17 protein-coding genes are annotated in these 14,705 nt (G+C 61.3%); 11 read left to right on the top strand and 6 right to left on the bottom strand.

Going from position 1 to position 14,705, the window contains the following annotated elements; genetic code table 11:
- Positions 1 to 14: 14 nt before the first annotated feature.
- The gene (locus AC1DM5_RS16920; RefSeq protein WP_477821992.1) at positions 15 to 1,232 is read right to left on the bottom strand and encodes an aminotransferase-like domain-containing protein; all 1,218 of its coding nucleotides are present in this window, start codon (positions 1,230 to 1,232) and stop codon (positions 15 to 17) included.
- A 315-nt stretch (positions 1,233 to 1,547) separates the two neighbouring features.
- On the opposite strand from AC1DM5_RS16920, the gene AC1DM5_RS16915 reads away from it, so the two are divergent.
- From AC1DM5_RS16915 to AC1DM5_RS16900, 4 genes are all read left to right on the top strand, one after another.
- Positions 1,548 to 2,648 carry a branched-chain amino acid aminotransferase gene (locus AC1DM5_RS16915; protein ID WP_477821993.1) on the top strand — a complete coding sequence of 367 codons (1,101 nt, stop codon included), beginning with the start codon at positions 1,548 to 1,550 and terminating at the stop codon, positions 2,646 to 2,648.
- 175 nt (positions 2,649 to 2,823) lie between these two features.
- Positions 2,824 to 3,033, top strand: a complete 210-nt coding sequence (locus tag AC1DM5_RS16910; RefSeq protein ID WP_477821994.1) for an AbrB/MazE/SpoVT family DNA-binding domain-containing protein — start codon at positions 2,824 to 2,826, stop codon at positions 3,031 to 3,033.
- A complete protein-coding gene (locus AC1DM5_RS16905; RefSeq protein WP_477821995.1) occupies positions 3,033 to 3,410 on the top strand; it encodes a PIN domain-containing protein in 378 nt (125 codons plus the stop codon). Before AC1DM5_RS16910 ends, AC1DM5_RS16905 begins: the two co-directional genes overlap by 1 nt.
- Positions 3,407 to 3,982: a class I SAM-dependent methyltransferase gene (locus tag AC1DM5_RS16900; protein WP_477821996.1), complete on the top strand. Its 576-nt coding sequence runs from the start codon at positions 3,407 to 3,409 to the stop codon at positions 3,980 to 3,982. The genes AC1DM5_RS16905 and AC1DM5_RS16900 overlap by 4 nt, the downstream gene beginning before the upstream one ends.
- Before the next feature lie 51 nt (positions 3,983 to 4,033).
- Here the strand turns inward: AC1DM5_RS16900 and ilvC are convergent, their stop codons facing one another.
- On the bottom strand, positions 4,034 to 5,053 hold the full coding sequence (gene ilvC, locus AC1DM5_RS16895; RefSeq protein WP_037099419.1) for a ketol-acid reductoisomerase: 1,020 nt from the start codon (positions 5,051 to 5,053) through the stop codon (positions 4,034 to 4,036).
- A 47-nt stretch (positions 5,054 to 5,100) separates the two neighbouring features.
- Positions 5,101 to 5,751, bottom strand: a complete 651-nt coding sequence (locus tag AC1DM5_RS16890; RefSeq protein ID WP_007817743.1) for a TetR/AcrR family transcriptional regulator C-terminal domain-containing protein — start codon at positions 5,749 to 5,751, stop codon at positions 5,101 to 5,103.
- 187 nt (positions 5,752 to 5,938) lie between these two features.
- Here AC1DM5_RS16890 and AC1DM5_RS16885 point away from each other — a divergent pair, with 187 nt between their 5' ends.
- Entirely contained in the window at positions 5,939 to 6,379 is a 441-nt protein-coding gene (locus AC1DM5_RS16885; RefSeq protein ID WP_477821997.1) for a hypothetical protein, read from the top strand.
- 32 nt (positions 6,380 to 6,411) lie between these two features.
- A complete protein-coding gene (locus AC1DM5_RS16880) occupies positions 6,412 to 6,774 on the top strand; it encodes a DUF4087 domain-containing protein (protein WP_477821998.1) in 363 nt (120 codons plus the stop codon).
- 2 nt (positions 6,775 to 6,776) lie between these two features.
- Here AC1DM5_RS16880 and AC1DM5_RS16875 read toward each other — a convergent pair whose 3' ends face one another.
- A complete protein-coding gene (locus AC1DM5_RS16875) occupies positions 6,777 to 7,685 on the bottom strand; it encodes an AraC family transcriptional regulator (protein WP_477821999.1) in 909 nt (302 codons plus the stop codon).
- Between the two features lie 199 nt (positions 7,686 to 7,884).
- Between AC1DM5_RS16875 and AC1DM5_RS16870 the strand changes: the two genes are divergently transcribed.
- Positions 7,885 to 8,931 carry an NAD(P)-dependent alcohol dehydrogenase gene (locus AC1DM5_RS16870; protein ID WP_113323340.1) on the top strand — a complete coding sequence of 349 codons (1,047 nt, stop codon included), beginning with the start codon at positions 7,885 to 7,887 and terminating at the stop codon, positions 8,929 to 8,931.
- Positions 8,932 to 8,987: 56 nt separating this feature from the next.
- Here the strand turns inward: AC1DM5_RS16870 and AC1DM5_RS16865 are convergent, their stop codons facing one another.
- Positions 8,988 to 10,268 (bottom strand): NAD(P)/FAD-dependent oxidoreductase, encoded by a 1,281-nt coding sequence (locus tag AC1DM5_RS16865; protein ID WP_477822000.1) that lies wholly within the window; start codon positions 10,266 to 10,268, stop codon positions 8,988 to 8,990.
- 89 nt (positions 10,269 to 10,357) lie between these two features.
- Positions 10,358 to 10,819: an Lrp/AsnC family transcriptional regulator gene (locus AC1DM5_RS16860; protein ID WP_477822001.1), complete on the bottom strand. Its 462-nt coding sequence runs from the start codon at positions 10,817 to 10,819 to the stop codon at positions 10,358 to 10,360.
- Positions 10,820 to 10,968: 149 nt separating this feature from the next.
- On the opposite strand from AC1DM5_RS16860, the gene AC1DM5_RS16855 reads away from it, so the two are divergent.
- The 4 genes from AC1DM5_RS16855 to AC1DM5_RS16840 all read left to right on the top strand — a co-directional run bounded on the left by AC1DM5_RS16855 (position 10,969) and on the right by AC1DM5_RS16840 (position 14,656).
- The gene (locus AC1DM5_RS16855; protein WP_007817758.1) at positions 10,969 to 11,691 is read left to right on the top strand and encodes an aspartate/glutamate racemase family protein; all 723 of its coding nucleotides are present in this window, start codon (positions 10,969 to 10,971) and stop codon (positions 11,689 to 11,691) included.
- 62 nt (positions 11,692 to 11,753) lie between these two features.
- On the top strand, positions 11,754 to 12,671 hold the full coding sequence (locus AC1DM5_RS16850) for a bifunctional helix-turn-helix transcriptional regulator/GNAT family N-acetyltransferase (protein WP_477822002.1): 918 nt from the start codon (positions 11,754 to 11,756) through the stop codon (positions 12,669 to 12,671).
- Positions 12,672 to 12,730: 59 nt separating this feature from the next.
- Positions 12,731 to 13,354 carry a TetR/AcrR family transcriptional regulator gene (locus tag AC1DM5_RS16845; protein ID WP_477822003.1) on the top strand — a complete coding sequence of 208 codons (624 nt, stop codon included), beginning with the start codon at positions 12,731 to 12,733 and terminating at the stop codon, positions 13,352 to 13,354.
- A 93-nt stretch (positions 13,355 to 13,447) separates the two neighbouring features.
- On the top strand, positions 13,448 to 14,656 hold the full coding sequence (locus tag AC1DM5_RS16840) for an MFS transporter (protein WP_477822004.1): 1,209 nt from the start codon (positions 13,448 to 13,450) through the stop codon (positions 14,654 to 14,656).
- Positions 14,657 to 14,705: the final 49 nt, after the last annotated feature.

The following is a 14,705-nucleotide window of genomic DNA, read 5'->3' as shown; positions in this document are numbered from 1 at the left end:
GGCCTGAAGTCACATCAGCCAATCTCGCTGGCGATCAGCCTGCCGAGACGGCTGATGCCTTCGTCGATCATCTTGTCGTTGGCGCAGGAGAAGCTGACACGAAAGGTGTTGGCGCCCGAACCATCGGCAAAGAAAGCCTGGCCGGGAACGAAGGCGACCTTGGCGCTTTCGAGCGACTTGGCAAGCAGCTTGGCGCCATCCATACCCTCTGGCAGCGTCACCCAGATGAACATGCCGCCTTCCGGCTTCGTCCAGCTCGTGCCTGCAGGCATATACTTTTCGAGTGCGGCCAGCATGGCGTTGCGGCGCTGGCTGTAGACCGCCCTGACCTTGGCGACCTGCGCATCGAAACCGCGCTCGGCGACTTCCGAAATCGCCATCTGGTTGATCGTCGAAGAATGCAGGTCGGCCGCCTGCTTCATCAGCACCAGCTTGCGGATGACCGGCGCGTTGGCGACGATGAAGCCGACGCGCAGGCCCGGCGCCAGTGTCTTGGAGAAGCTGCCGCAATAGATCGTGCGTGTATCGTTGATATGGCCCTTCTGCGCAATCTCCAGCGCCAGGATCGGCGGGATAGGATCACCGTCATAACGCAGCGACTGGTAAGCGGCGTCTTCGATAACCGCGATGTCGAGCTCTTCGGCAAGATCAAGAACCTTCTCGCGGCCATCGCGGTCGACAGTCTCGCCGGTCGGGTTGGAGAAATCGGCCGAGAGATAGGCGAATTTCACCTTGCCGCCCTTCTGCGCTGCAGCCTCGCGGTAAGAATCTGGCGTGCGGTTGCCGCCGGGCGTCAGCTGGTCGTAGGACGGCTCGTAAGCGTTGAAAGCCTGCAGAGCGCCGAGATAGGTCGGCCAGGTGACGAGCGCGGTGTCGTTGGGCGACAGGAACAGCTTGCCGAGATAATCGAGGCCCTGCTGCGAACCGGAGACGATGAAGACATTGTCGAGCGCACAGGGAATGCCGAGGCCTGCCATCTGCTTGATGAGCCACTCGCGCAGCGGCTTGTAGCCTTCGGAAACGGAATATTGCAGCGCTGAATTGACGGCCGAGCTGTCAAAAATGTCAGCATAGGCCTGCTTGAACTCCTTGTCCGGAAACAGCGCCGGATCCGGAATGCCACCGGCGAAGGAGATGATGTCCGGCCGGTCGAGAAGTTTCAGAAGCTCGCGGATTTCCGAAGCGCGCATCCTTGTAGAGCGCGTCGCAAACATATTATCCCAGTTCAGCATGGGGTTTCCTCGTATTTTTTATAATATCAGCAGCTCACCATGCAGTGGAATTTATGTCAATAATGCTGACCTATTTTCTTGTCACTGTGACAAGTTTAGAGGTCTTGTATTCCAGAGCCTTGGTGCCGATTGGGCTGCCGTTCGAGATTTCACGCAGCCGAACCGAATGGGCTGCCTCGTTGCGTGAACGTTCGCCACATCACGCGATTATTCCTTTGATCAAAAGCAGAAACCGGCCGATTCAGACCTTTCCAAAACCGGCCCGGCGGCAGTAGTGTGCCGGCCATTATTCAATGGACTATCAAGGTGCCAGCAATGACTGCGACGTCGACCTCTCCTGAAATCAAAATCGAATTCCACAAGTCTCCCGTCTCCGACGCCGACCGCATCCGGGCACTGGAAACGCCCGGCTTCGGCAAGGTCTTCACGGATCATATGGTCCTGGCGCGATGGACTGCCGACAAGGGCTGGCACGATGCAAAAGTGACCCCGCGCCGCCCGCTGGAACTCGACCCTGCAAGCGCCGTCCTCCACTACGCTCAGGAGATCTTCGAAGGCATGAAAGCCTACAAGGCGGAGGATGGCCGCATCCTGCTCTTCCGGCCGGAAGAGAACGCCCGCCGCTTCGCGCAGTCGGCAGCCCGCATGGCAATGCCCGCAGTGCCGGAAGAACTCTTCCTGAAGGCCGTCGAAGAACTGGTTCGTGTCGACAAGAACTGGATCCCCTCCGGAGACGCCAGCCTCTACCTTCGCCCCTTCATGTTCGCCAACGAGGCGTTCCTCGGCGTTCGCCCGGCCCAGGAATATATCTTCTGCATCATCGCCTCCCCGGTCGGCGCCTATTTCAAGGGCGGCGCGAAGGCCGTCTCCCTCTGGGTCGAGACCGCGTACACCCGCGCAGCCGCCGGCGGCACCGGCGCCGCAAAATGCGGCGGCAACTATGCGGCCAGCCTTGTGGCGCAGGCCGAGGCAGCGAAGAAGGATTGCGACCAGGTCGTCTTCCTGGATGCAGCAGAGCATCGCTGGGTCGAAGAACTCGGCGGCATGAACGTCTTCTTCGTGATGAATGACGGATCGGTCGTGACCCCGCCGCTTGGCGGCACGATCCTGCCGGGCATCACCCGCGCCTCGGTCATCGTACTCGCCAAGGAAAAGGGCTTGCGCGTCGAGGAACGACCCTACTCCTTCGAGGAATGGCAGGCCGACGCCGCCAGCGGCAAGCTCGTCGAAGCCTTCGCCTGCGGCACGGCCGCGGTCCTCGCCGGCATCGGCCTGGTTCGGCACGCCGGCGGCGAGTTCCTGGTCGGAGACGGACAGACCGGCAAGCTGACATCAGAACTGCGCCAGCAGCTCGTCAGCCTGCAGAAGGGCGTAACGAACGATGAGCGCGGCTGGACGCGTCTCATCTCTGCCTAAAGCTAGATACCCGAAACGCAGCAGCGTTCTTGACGGGTAGAACGACAGTGACAACTTCGAAACCGGGCGCACCGCCCGGTTTTTTTATGGCCGGGGCAGACGCCGAAAACGGTCCGCCATTGACCAACGTCAGTCGAATTCTTACTATCATCCAATCGATAGAGGAAAGGTAAGAATGGCAACCGCAACCCTCTCTTCCAAATTTCAGATCTCCATTCCCAAGGAGGTACGCGACCAGCAGCACTGGTCCGCAGGCCAGGAATTCGTCTTTATCCCAAAAGGCAAAGGTGTCCTTCTCATCCCCGTCCCCGATCTCGCAGATCTCAGGGGCATGGCCAAAGGCGCCGACCCGAGCGATTATCGCGACAGGAAAGACCGGTTCTGATGCGCGTCGTCGACAGCTCGGCCTGGATCGAATGGCTGACGCGGGGCCCTGCCGCTGATCGCCTGCAAGGCGAGATGCCCGAACGAACCAACTGCATCGTCCCGACTATCGTCCAGCTTGAACTCGCCAAATGGCTGGAGCGCGAACGCGGCGAAGAAGCCGTCGATTCCTTCTTCGCTTATACTGCCACCTGCATCGTGGCCCCCCTCGACACGGCGTTGGCCCGCCGCGCCGCCGAAGTCTCTGCGAAACGCAAGCTCGCCCTATCCGACGCCATCATCTACGCCACCGCCGAACTGTACGACGCCGACGTTCTGACGCTCGACGCCCATTTCAAGGGCCTCGACCGAGTCGTTTATATTGAGAAGAACCCATGACAACCTCCTTCTACGACGACACCGCCGAAACCTACGCCACCCGCGACCGGAAACCACCAGCGGCAAGACTGGACGCCTTCCTCGCCGCCCTCTCCGAAAAGGCGCGCATTCTCGAACTCGGTTGCGGTGGCGGGCAGGATTGCGCCTACATGCTCTCCAAAGGCTTCGACGTGACACCGACCGATGGCTCGGCGGAGCTTGCCCGGCAGGCCGAGAAACTGATCGGCAGGCCGGTGAAGGTCATGCGTTTCGAGGAGCTTGCGGCGCGGGAAGAATTTGACGGCGTCTGGGCCGAGGCGAGCCTCCTGCATGTGCCCCGCGCCGACCTTCCCGGCGTCCTTTCCCTCATCCGCAACGCCCTGAAGGAAGACGGCGTTTTCCATGCGAGCTTCAAGGCCGGCACCGGCGAAGGCCATGATGATTTCGGGCGTTATTACAACTACCCTTCAAGGGAATGGCTGCAGAAATTGCTCGTGGCTGACGGCTGGAGAGACGTCGCGATCAATGAAGCGGACGGCGGTGGTTATGACAACAAGCCGACCCGCTGGCTGCATCTTACCGCCCTTAAATGAAAAGGCCGGAGCTTTCGCCCCGGCCTCTCACAATCACAATCTCAGAACAGCTTAGTTGACAGACTTGTCGACCAGCTTGTTCTTGCCGATCCAGGGCATCATGGCGCGCAGCTTCGTGCCGACTTCCTCGATCTGGTGGCTGTCGTTCAGGCGACGGATACCCTTGAAGCGCGAGCCGCCGGCGCGGTATTCCTGCATCCACTCGGAGGTGAACTTGCCGGTCTGGATGTCCTTGAGGACGCGCTTCATCTCGGCCTTCGTCTCGGCAGTGATGATGCGCGGACCGGAGACGTATTCGCCCCACTCGGCCGTGTTGGAGATCGAGTAGTTCATGTTGGCGATGCCGCCTTCATAGATCAGGTCGACGATCAGCTTCACTTCGTGCAGGCACTCGAAATAGGCCATTTCCGGAGCGTAACCGGCTTCGGTCAGCGTTTCGAAGCCAGCGCGGATGAGCTCGACGAGACCGCCGCAGAGAACGACCTGTTCGCCGAAGAGGTCGGTTTCGCACTCTTCGCGGAAGTTGGTTTCGATGATGCCCGAACGGCCGCCGCCGACGCCGCAGGCGTAGGAGAGAGCGAGTTCAAGTGCATTGCCGGAAGCGTTCTGGTGAACGGCAACGAGGCAGGGAACGCCGCCGCCCTTCTGGTATTCGCCGCGAACCGTGTGGCCCGGGCCCTTCGGGGCGATCATGACGACGTCGACGGTCGCCTTCGGCTCGATGAGGCCGAAGTGAACGTTGAGGCCATGTGCGAAGGCGATAGCAGCGCCGTCGCGGATATTGCCGGCGATGTCGGCCTTGTAGATGTCGGCCTGCAGTTCGTCCGGGGTTGCCATCATCATCAGGTCGGCCCAGGCGGCAGCCTCGGCAACCGTCATGACCTTGAAGCCGTCGGCTTCGGCCTTCTTGACGGTCGGCGAACCGGCCTTGAGCGCGATGACGACGTTCTGGGCGCCGGAATCCTTGAGGTTCAGCGCATGTGCGCGACCCTGCGAACCATAGCCGATGACGGCGACCTTCTTCGACTTGATGAGGTTGAGATCGGCATCACGATCGTAATAGACGCGCATTGAAATTCCTTCCCTTTTGCTTGTCTTGTTGACTGTCAAAAAGCGGTTCAGCCGAGGATCGGCATCTCCGCCAGAACTTTCTCCGTGCCGTACAGGCGCAGGAAGGCGGTGACCGCCTTCTCCGCCTGACGCGCGGTATCCTTGAGGCCCGGCTCGCCGAGCAGCATGCGCACATGCAGGTCGGAAACGATGAGGCCGTAAAGCGTATGATAGGCTTCGTCGGCATCATGGAAGCGCAACAACCCTGCCCTTTTTCCCGCATCGATCAGCGCCATGGCGCGGCGGTCGATCTGCCGGCGGCCGCGCTCCAGCAAGAGCTTGCCGAGCTTCGAGCCGTCGCGATGCGACTGGCCGATCGCCAGCCGGTTCAGCGCCAGCGATACGTCACCGGCCAGAACTTCGAGAAGATCGCGGGCGAAGATGACGAGATGGTCGTGCAGGCTCGTATAGGTCAGCCGCTCGCCGCTGCGCTCGAAGGTGCGCACTTTGCTCGCCTGATAGGCGATCATGGCCGAGAGCAGACCGTCACGGTCGCCGAACCACTTATAGAGGCTTTCCTTGGAGCAATTGGCGGCGCGCGCCACACCCGATGTCGTCAGCGCCTTCTCACCTCCGTCGACGAGAAGCTGCAGCGCCTGCTCCAGAACAGCGTTCTGGCGTGGCGAAAACTCGCTCGGCTCTGCGACATCGACTGACACGGTTTCAACTCCCCAATTACGTACCGTACCGTACGGTTCGCGGCGTTTATGCGGCAAAGCTTTGCCACCGTCAAGATGGAGATAGCGAAATTTTACGCCTGCAGGAAAAAACAAACCACCAGAATTGGACAGAACGACGACAGGGGAATCAACTACCTTCCCGCGGAACCTGCCGCTGGAGACGTCGATGCGCCTTCCGTCCGCCCTTGCCCTATTGTTGCTGCTCGCCGCGCAATCTCCTGCGCTTGCCGATCCGGCAAGCGATGTCTACCAGCGCATCGAAAAGCTGCACGGAGACGCCGCCGGCCTGGATGCACCGCTGCGCAACCTCGTCGAAGCCATGCGCAGCGGCGATGCCGAAACGATCGCTTCTCTCGCCGACTATCCCTTGACGGTGCAGGCCAATGGCGAAACCTACGACGTGCTGGACGAGCAGGATTTCATCGACAATTTCGACGATCTCGTCATGCCGGAAACGCGCCGTGCGGTCGGCCACCAGCAATATGCCGACCTGTTCGTCAACAGCGATGGCGTGATGCTGGCGGATGGCGCCGTCTGGATGGCGGCGATCTGCGAAGATGATGCCTGCGAGAACAGCCACTGGGTGATCACCGCCATCAATAACTGACCCCATCAACAAGCGACCGGAGCGGCGACGCTATGAAGACAATTTCCCTCGCCTGTGCCGCAGCAACACTTCTTGCGATGGCGTCCTCAGCACTTGCCGCCGAAACCCGCTGCGGCTGGCTCCAAAACCCGACGCCGGGCAATTGGTGGCTGGACGATGCCGAAAATACCTGGACGATCATGACGCAGGGAAGCGATGACGAGCCCGAGGGCATGGACATCATTCCCGATATTTCAGAGCATGATTATGTGAAGAGCAACGGCAATTACGGCTATGCCTGCGCCTGCATGAGCGTCGAGACCGATGGCGAGGCACATATCACGCGCATCCTCTCCTTCCGCCAGTTGAAGCTCGCCAAGTGCCAGAACGACAAGGCGCTGAAATTCCCGGGCTGACCTTATTCCGCCGCAACCGCGTCGCGCGCGCCATCGACATCGCGCGCCGGTGACGCGCCATAGAGACGGCTATATTCGCGGCTGAACTGCGACGGGCTCTGATAACCGACCTGATGGCCGGCAGTCCCCGCATCGAGCCGCTCCACCAGCATCAGCCGGCGCGCCTCGTGCAGGCGAAGCTGCTTCTGATACTGCATCGGCGTCATCGCCGTCACCGACTTGAAGTGGTGATGGAACGAAGACGCGCTCATGCTGACATGATCGGCCAGCTCCTCAATGCGCAGCGGCCGGGCAAAATTCTCCTTCAGCCAGGCGACGGCCCGCGCGATCCGGTTGCTGTGGCTGTCGGCCGTGGCGATGTTGATCAGCCGCTCGCCATCGGGGCCTGTCAGTATCCGGTAGAGGATTTCCTGCTCGATCAGCGGCGCCATGGCCGGAATGTCGTCTGGACGATCGAGCAAGCGCAGCAGCCGCACGGCAGCGTCAAGAAGTTCCGGCGGCGCGACGTTGACGGCCATGCCGCGCTGCCCGTCGGTATGGGCGGCTGGCCGCGGAATATCGATGCGGCTCAAAAGCTCCAGCAGCTTTTCGGAGTCGATCGCGAGCCCGAGACAAAGATGCGGCACCTCGGGGCTAGCCTCGGCGATGCGCCAGGCGACCGGCAGATCGAGCGAGGTCAGCAGATAATCCCCGGTTCCGTAGCTGATGAACTCATCGCCGAGGCGAAGGCTCTTGGCGCCCTGCAGCACGAAGGCAAAGCATGGCTTGTAGCTGCTATGCAGCGGATCGCTGGGATTGGAGCGGCGACTGATGTGAAGATTGCCGATCGACGTGCGGAACTCACCATCGCCGGGCGCAAAGCGCATCGCGATATCGACGATTTCCCGATAGGGATTGAAGGGCAAGGTCATGGGCAACTCTTTCTGTCTCACGCCAGCGATACCGGTCTTATCTAAAGCTCCTTTTCCATTTCGCAAACAGGTGGCCGGCTCACTTTTGCAGGATCGTGCAAAAAGCTGAGAGTATCGCTCTAACGCTGCTGCGCGGTTCCGGGCAATAGTCCGGTCATCCTCTCACCCCGCCCCTCTGATATCGAAAAGGAAGGCTCCCATGCCTATTGCAAGAGGCTACGCCGCCACCGACGCTTCCAAGCCGCTCACCCCTTTCACCTTCGAGCGCCGCAACCCGAACCCGGATGACGTCGTCATCGACATCAAGTTTGCCGGCATCTGCCATTCCGACATCCATACCGTCCGCAACGAGTGGAAGAACGCCGTATACCCGATCGTGCCCGGCCATGAGATCGCCGGCATCGTGACGGCCGTCGGTTCCGCCGTGACCAAGTTCAAGGTCGGCGACCGCGTCGGCGTCGGCTGCTTTGTCGATTCCTGCATCGGCTGCGCCGAACGCGACCTCGACCGTGAACAGTACATGCCGGGTCTCAGCGGCACCTACAATGATTTCGAAGCCGACGGCAAGACGCGCACCCAGGGCGGTTATTCCGACTCGATCGTTGTCAAGGAAGGCTATGTCATGTCCATCCCGGACAACCTTCCGCTCGATGCCTCCGCGCCGCTTCTCTGCGCCGGCATCACGCTCTATTCGCCGCTGCGCCACTGGAAGGCCGGCCCCGGCAAGAAGGTCGCAATCGTCGGCATGGGCGGCCTCGGCCATATGGGCGTAAAGCTCGGTGCTGCCATGGGTGCCGATATCACCGTGCTCTCCCAGAGCCTCTCCAAGAAGGAAGATGGCCTGAAGCTCGGCGCCAAGGAATATTACGCCACCAATGACCCGGAGACGTTCAAGAAGCTCGCCGGCGCCTTCGACCTCGTCATCTGCACCGTCAGCGCCGAGATCGACTGGAACGCCTATCTCGGCCTGGTGAAGGTGGATGGCGCCTTCGTGGTGGTCGGCGTTCCCGAAAACCCGATCCCGGTTCACGCCTTCTCGCTGGTCCCCGGCCGCAAGAGCATTTCCGGCTCGATGATCGGCTCGATCAAGGAAACCCAGGAAATGCTCGACTTCTGCGGCGAGCACAACATCGTTTCCGAGATCGAGAAGATCAACATCCAGCAGGTCAACGAAGCCTATGAGCGGGTGCTGAAGAGCGACGTCCGCTACCGCTTCGTCATCGACATCGCCTCGCTGGCAGCCTGATGAAACAGAAAGGGCGACTCCGGGAGCCGCCCTTTTTCTTTGTAGTCTGTTTCGTCCTACCCGTCGTCGCGCATGGTCTCGCGCTGGGTGATCAGTCGGGCACTGTGCTGGCCGCTCATATAGATCCAGAACCAGTTCCAGGCGACGGCAAAGCGCGAGCGCGTGCCGATCAGGAAGTAGATATGGGCAAGGCCCCAGATCCACCAGGCGAGCCAGCCCTTGAGCTTGAAGCGACCGAAATCAATGATCGCCGCACTCTTGCCGATGGTCGCCAGACTTCCCTGATGCCAATATTTGAACGGCCCTGGCGCGGGCTTGCCGGATATGCGGGCGCGGATGACCTTCGCCACATAGCCGCCCTGCTGCTTGGCCGCCGGCGCAATGCCCGGCACCGGCTTGCCATTCTCACGCATCACAGAGGCCGTATCGCCGATCACGAAGACATCGGGCAGGCCCGGCGCCGTCAGGTCCTTTTCGACGATGGTGCGCCCCGCCCGGTCGGCCGGCACGCCCAGCCAGCGCGCCGCATGCGAAGCCTGCACGCCGGCAGCCCAGACAATGGTGCGGCTCGGAATGAAGTTTTCGCCGACAGTCACGCCATCAGCCGTGCACTGTGTCACCGGCGTTCCCGTCAGCACCTCGACGCCTAGCTTCTCCAGTGCCTTTTGCGCATAGGCCGAGAGATCCTCGGCAAAGGCCGGCAGCACACGCGGCCCAGCTTCGATCAGCACGACGCGGGTCTTGCGCGTATCGATGTTGCGGAATTCCTTGGGAAGCGTGAAATGCGCCAACTCGGCGATGATGCCGGCAAGCTCGCAGCCCGTCGGGCCAGCCCCGACGATGGAGAAAGTCAAAAACGCGTCACGCACCGCCGGATCGCTTTCCACTTCCGCCCGCTCGAAGGCGAGCAGCACGCGGCGGCGGATCGTCGTCGCATCCTCCAGCGTCTTCAGGCCCGGAGCGACAGGCTCCCATTCGTCATGGCCGAAATAAGCGTGCGTAGCACCAGTCGCCAGCACCAGCGTATCGTAGTTCAGCACCATGCCGCTGCGTAGGGAAACGGTCTTTGCCTTGGCATCGACGCCGTTGACCTCGCCGAGCAGCGTGGTCACCTCGGGCCGGTCGGCATAGAGATGGCGGATCGGCCAAGCGATCTCTGAAGTGGAGAGGATGGTCGTTGCCACTTGATAAAGCAGGGGCTGGAAGAGATGGTGGTTGCGCCGGTCTATAAGCGTGATCTTCACGCCCCCTCCCCTTGATCCCAGGCCTTTCAATCCATTGACGAGCTGCAGCCCGCCGAAACCGCCGCCGACAACGACGACGTGATGTTCGCTCATGACCTACCCCTTTTTGTCATTCTGCTGCAGCAAATGTCGCCTTTCGCCGGAAGTATTCAACCGCTGTTTCGGCATGTCTGCCGCGCCCATCAGGCATAGGAGACAGGAATCGTCGTACCGCTCTTCATGATCTCCATGGAGATCGAGGCGGAGACATCAAACAGTTCGATCCGCCGGACGATGCGCTTGTAGATGACGTCGTAATGCTCGACGCGCGGCAGCACGATCTTCAGGATATAATCATAGGTGCCGGTCAGCCGGTGCGCTTCGACGATCTCGGGGATATCGCTGATCGCGCGGCGGAAGGCCTCCGTCCATTCGTCGGAATGATGCGCCGTCTTGATGAGCGCAAAGAGCGTGGTCGGCACGCCCATCCGCTCGCGATTCAGCACGACGATGCGACGCGCGATGTAGCCGCTCTCCTCCAGTCGCTGGATGCGCCGCGAACAGGCCGAGACCGATAAGGCCACGCGCTCCGCAAGGTCGGTCACGGAGATGCCTGCATCGTCCTGCAGGATATCGAGAATCCGCCTGTCGCGATCGTCGATCATGATGGTCCACGCTGAAATTTTGCAAGAAACTGAGAAATGCCGCAAAACCTTAGCACATATCGATGCAAAAGCACAAACAATGCAAACACGTCGCGCCTGATCTGCTGCATCATTCCCGCATTCGAAAACACTATAGGGAGCGAGAATCCATGAAAAACATCGGCCTGATCGGCGGCATGAGCTTCGAAAGTTCTGCGGTCTATTACCGTCTCATCAACGAAATGGTGCGCGAGCGCCTGGGCGGCCTGGCCTCTGCCGAACTCACTTTGCATTCGGTGAATTTCGAGGAGATCGTTGCCCTGCAGAAGGCCGGCGCCTGGGATATGGCTGCCTCGCGCCTCGGCGATATCGCACTGCGCCTGCAGATTGCCGGCGCCCATTGCGTGCTGATCTGCACCAACACCATGCATCTGATCGCACCCGAGGTTTCCTCGCACATCTCCGTCCCGCTGATCCATATCATCGACGAGACCGCCAAGACGATCCACGAAGCCGGCTGCAAGCGACCGCTGCTGCTTGCCACGCGCTACACGATGGAGCACGGCTTCTATACCGACCGCATGAAGGGCCTCGGCCTCGACATCATGGTGCCCGAGGCCGCCGACCGCACCACCGTGCACGACATCATCTTCAACGAGCTCTGCGCCGGCAAGGTGCTCGACAGCTCTCGCCAGAAGCTGATGGCGGTGATCGAACGAGCACGCGCCAATGGTGCCGACAGCATCATCCTCGGCTGCACGGAGATCTGCCTGATCCTCAACCCGGATCACCTTCCCCTTGCTGGATTCGACACGACGGCAATCCATGCCCGCGCCGCCGTCGATTTCGCGCTCGAGGGAGAAATCGCAAACGAAGAAGAAGACGCAGCCTGAGCCATCAATTTAGTTGACTCAGTCAAACAAAGTCAGCAGGGTCTCTATCAGGAGACCCTGCTATGACCGACCTTTCCCTCATCGAATCCGCCCGCGAATTCAACCGCTTCTACACGAACTTCCTCGGCCTGCTGAACAAGGCCTATCTCGACACGCCCTTCACGCTGACGGATGCGCGCGTGCTCTTCGAGATCGGCGCCCATGATGGCGTCAATGCCGGCGCTCTCGCCCGCGACCTGCAGCTCGACCCGGCCTATCTCAGCCGCATTCTCAAACGCTTCCGCGAAGAAGACTTCATCGAGGCGACGCCCGATCCAGCCGACCAGCGCAGCCAGATCCTCACTGTCACCGGCAAGGGACGCAGCCAGTTCGAGGAGCTTGGCCGCCGCTCGAATGCCCAGATCGCCGCCCGCTTCGACACGCTGGCCGATGGCGAGCCGCAGGCCGCCGTTGCCGCCATGCGCACGATCCGTTCGATCCTCGATCCACAGGCAAGACCGGCTTCCGCCATCGTCCGCCCGCATCGCGCCGGTGATATCGGCTGGATCGTCCAGAGCCAGGGGCGCTTCTATGCCGAGGAATATGGCTGGGATCTGCGCTTCGAAGGGCTGGTCGCAGATGTCGCCGGCAAGTTCCTCGCCAATTTCGACCCCGAGATGGAATATTGCTGGATCGCCGAGCGCGGCGGCATCAATCTCGGCTCCGTGCTGATCACCAATGGCGGCGACGGCATTGCGAAGCTCCGGCTGCTCTATGTCGACAAGGCCGCGCGCGGTCTCGGCCTCGGCAACCGGCTTGTCGATGAGTGCATCGCCTTCTCGCGCCGTAAGCGATACCGGCAGATCTCGCTCTGGACCAACGACTTCCTCCACACCGCCCGCGCCATCTATCAAAAGGCCGGTTTCCGGCTTGTCTCCGAGGAGAGACATCGCATGTTCGGCCCGGAAGCCAACGGCCAGACCTGGGTGCTCGATCTCTGATCTTGCTGCGTCGCAGAAATTTCACTTGATTTGGAAACGGTCATTCCCTAATTAGGCGCATGACCGTTGACACCCTGACACCTGATGTAAAAACCCGCAGCCGCGGCCGCCCGCGCGAATTCGATATGGACGCAGCACTCGATGCTGCGTTGCGCGTCTTCTCCGAGCGCGGCTACCACGCCGCCTCCATCAGCGAACTGACCGAAGCCATGGGCCTTGCCTCCGGCAGCGTCTACAAGGCCTTCAAGGACAAGCGCGGCATCTTCCTTGCCGCCTTCAAGCGCTATCGTCAGCTCGGCCGCGGTCGGCTGGAGGCAAAGATCGCATCAGTTAAGACCGGCCGCGAAAAGGTCTGCCAGATGGTCACGTATTACGCCGAGCTTTCCCATGGCGAAGCGGGCCTCAAGGGCTGCCTCGTCGTCGGCGGCGCAAACGATCTTTCTCTGCTGGACGAAGAAGCTGCGGAGCATGTGGCCGCCGCCTTTTCCGCTGACGAAAAGCTGATGGCCGATCTCATCCGCATCGGCCAGGCCGATGGCACCATTCCGTCGACCGTGGATGCTGATGCCACGGCCCTCACCTTTCTCTGCCTGACCAAGGGCTTGCGTGTCATCGGGAGGACGGGACGCGGCGAGAAAGAGATGATGGCTACAGTCGAGGCCGCGATGCGGCTCGTGACTTGACGACCGAAATATCGTCATCCGATCAGGGATCGGGTGGCGGCAGACGATTAAATTGCATTCAATCCTCCCGATCATTGCCTTTTGGAGTTTCTGATGAGCGTTTCAGCCACCACGCCGGATAAGGTCGCGCCCCGCGCCCTATCCCCCTGGCTAACCTTCCTTTTTGCAGCCTCCTGCGGCTTCGTCGCCGCCAACCTCTATTACGGCCAGCCGCTGGCAGGCCCGATCAGCGCCAATCTCGGCTTCTCGCCAGCAGCAACCGGCCTCATCGTCACGCTCACGCAGATCGGCTATGGCCTCGGTCTGCTCCTGATCGTGCCGCTTGCCGACCTCTTTGAAAACCGCCGCCTCATCCTGACATTGATCGCCGCCTCGGCACTTGCACTTGTTGGTGCGGCCTTCTCTTCCACGCCGGGCATGTTCCTGACAGCGTCGCTCTGTATCGGTCTGGCCTCGGTCGCAGCCCAGGTCCTCGTCCCCTTCGCCGCCAGCATGGCGCCGGACGCGACGCGCGGCCAGGTCGTCGGCAATGTCATGAGCGGACTGCTTTGCGGCATCATGCTCGCCCGCCCCTTCGCAAGCCTCGTCGCCGAAGCTTCCTCCTGGCATATGGTCTATTACGTCACCGCCGCCGTGATGATCGCGCTCGGCATCGTGCTGCGCGCCAATCTGCCGGTCCGCGTCCCCCACACGAAGCTGCGTTATGGCGAACTGCTGGCCTCGATGGCCCACCTTGCGGTGCATTCCCGCGTGCTGCAGCGCCGTGCCCTTTATCAGGCCGGCATGTTCGGCGCCTTCAGCCTGTTCTGGACGACGGCGCCACTGCTGCTCGCAAGCCCTGCCTTCGGCATCTCGCAGAAAGGCATCGCGCTGTTTGCACTTGCCGGTGCCGCCGGCGCCATCGCCTCGCCGATCGCCGGCCGCCTTGCCGACCGCGGCATGACGAAGGTCGCCTCGACGCTCGCCATGCTGCTCGGCATGGGCTCTTTCCTCATCAGCCATTTCGCCACCGATGGCTCGCTGACGGCGCTCGTCCTGCTGACAGCTGCGGCTATCCTGCTGGATTTCGGTGTGACGACCAATCTCGTCTGCGGTCAGCGTGCGATCTACGGGCTGAGCCCGGAACATCGCGGCCGCCTGAACGGCCTCTTCATGGCGACCTTCTTCACCGGCGGCGCTATCGGCTCGGCACTCGGCGGCTGGGCTTATGCAACGGGCGGCTGGTCGATGGCGGCCTGGATCGGCTTCTGCTTCCCCGCAGTCGCCTTCCTGTTCTTCCTGACGGAAGGCCGCGGGAAGTAATCAAGTCTAGGTCAGGCGGCTCGACCGCCTGATTCCCTAAAGCAATTCC

This window comes from Rhizobium sp. 01T437, from assembly GCF_056398505.1.
The sequence above is the reverse complement of the archived record's forward strand: the minus strand, read 5'-3'. Positions and strand labels throughout refer to the sequence as shown.

Excerpts from the sequence above, each read along its gene's own strand:
- AC1DM5_RS16905 (WP_477821995.1), top strand. The coding sequence starts at position 3,033 with ATGCGCGTCGTCGACAGCTCGGCCTGGATCGAATGGCTGACGCGGGGC.
- AC1DM5_RS16845 (WP_477822003.1), top strand. The coding sequence starts at position 12,731 with ATGACCGTTGACACCCTGACACCTGATGTAAAAACCCGCAGCCGCGGC.
- AC1DM5_RS16865 (WP_477822000.1), bottom strand. The coding sequence starts at position 10,268 with ATGAGCGAACATCACGTCGTCGTTGTCGGCGGCGGTTTCGGCGGGCTG.
- AC1DM5_RS16860 (WP_477822001.1), bottom strand. The coding sequence starts at position 10,819 with ATGATCGACGATCGCGACAGGCGGATTCTCGATATCCTGCAGGACGAT.
- AC1DM5_RS16880 (WP_477821998.1), top strand. The coding sequence starts at position 6,412 with ATGAAGACAATTTCCCTCGCCTGTGCCGCAGCAACACTTCTTGCGATG.
- AC1DM5_RS16840 (WP_477822004.1), top strand. The coding sequence starts at position 13,448 with ATGAGCGTTTCAGCCACCACGCCGGATAAGGTCGCGCCCCGCGCCCTA.
- ilvC (WP_037099419.1), bottom strand. The coding sequence starts at position 5,053 with ATGCGCGTCTATTACGATCGTGATGCCGATCTCAACCTCATCAAGTCG.
- AC1DM5_RS16885 (WP_477821997.1), top strand. The coding sequence starts at position 5,939 with ATGCGCCTTCCGTCCGCCCTTGCCCTATTGTTGCTGCTCGCCGCGCAA.
- AC1DM5_RS16850 (WP_477822002.1), top strand. The coding sequence starts at position 11,754 with ATGACCGACCTTTCCCTCATCGAATCCGCCCGCGAATTCAACCGCTTC.
- AC1DM5_RS16900 (WP_477821996.1), top strand. The coding sequence starts at position 3,407 with ATGACAACCTCCTTCTACGACGACACCGCCGAAACCTACGCCACCCGC.
- AC1DM5_RS16920 (WP_477821992.1), bottom strand. The coding sequence starts at position 1,232 with ATGCTGAACTGGGATAATATGTTTGCGACGCGCTCTACAAGGATGCGC.
- AC1DM5_RS16915 (WP_477821993.1), top strand. The coding sequence starts at position 1,548 with ATGACTGCGACGTCGACCTCTCCTGAAATCAAAATCGAATTCCACAAG.
- AC1DM5_RS16875 (WP_477821999.1), bottom strand. The coding sequence starts at position 7,685 with ATGACCTTGCCCTTCAATCCCTATCGGGAAATCGTCGATATCGCGATG.
- AC1DM5_RS16910 (WP_477821994.1), top strand. The coding sequence starts at position 2,824 with ATGGCAACCGCAACCCTCTCTTCCAAATTTCAGATCTCCATTCCCAAG.
- AC1DM5_RS16870 (WP_113323340.1), top strand. The coding sequence starts at position 7,885 with ATGCCTATTGCAAGAGGCTACGCCGCCACCGACGCTTCCAAGCCGCTC.
- AC1DM5_RS16855 (WP_007817758.1), top strand. The coding sequence starts at position 10,969 with ATGAAAAACATCGGCCTGATCGGCGGCATGAGCTTCGAAAGTTCTGCG.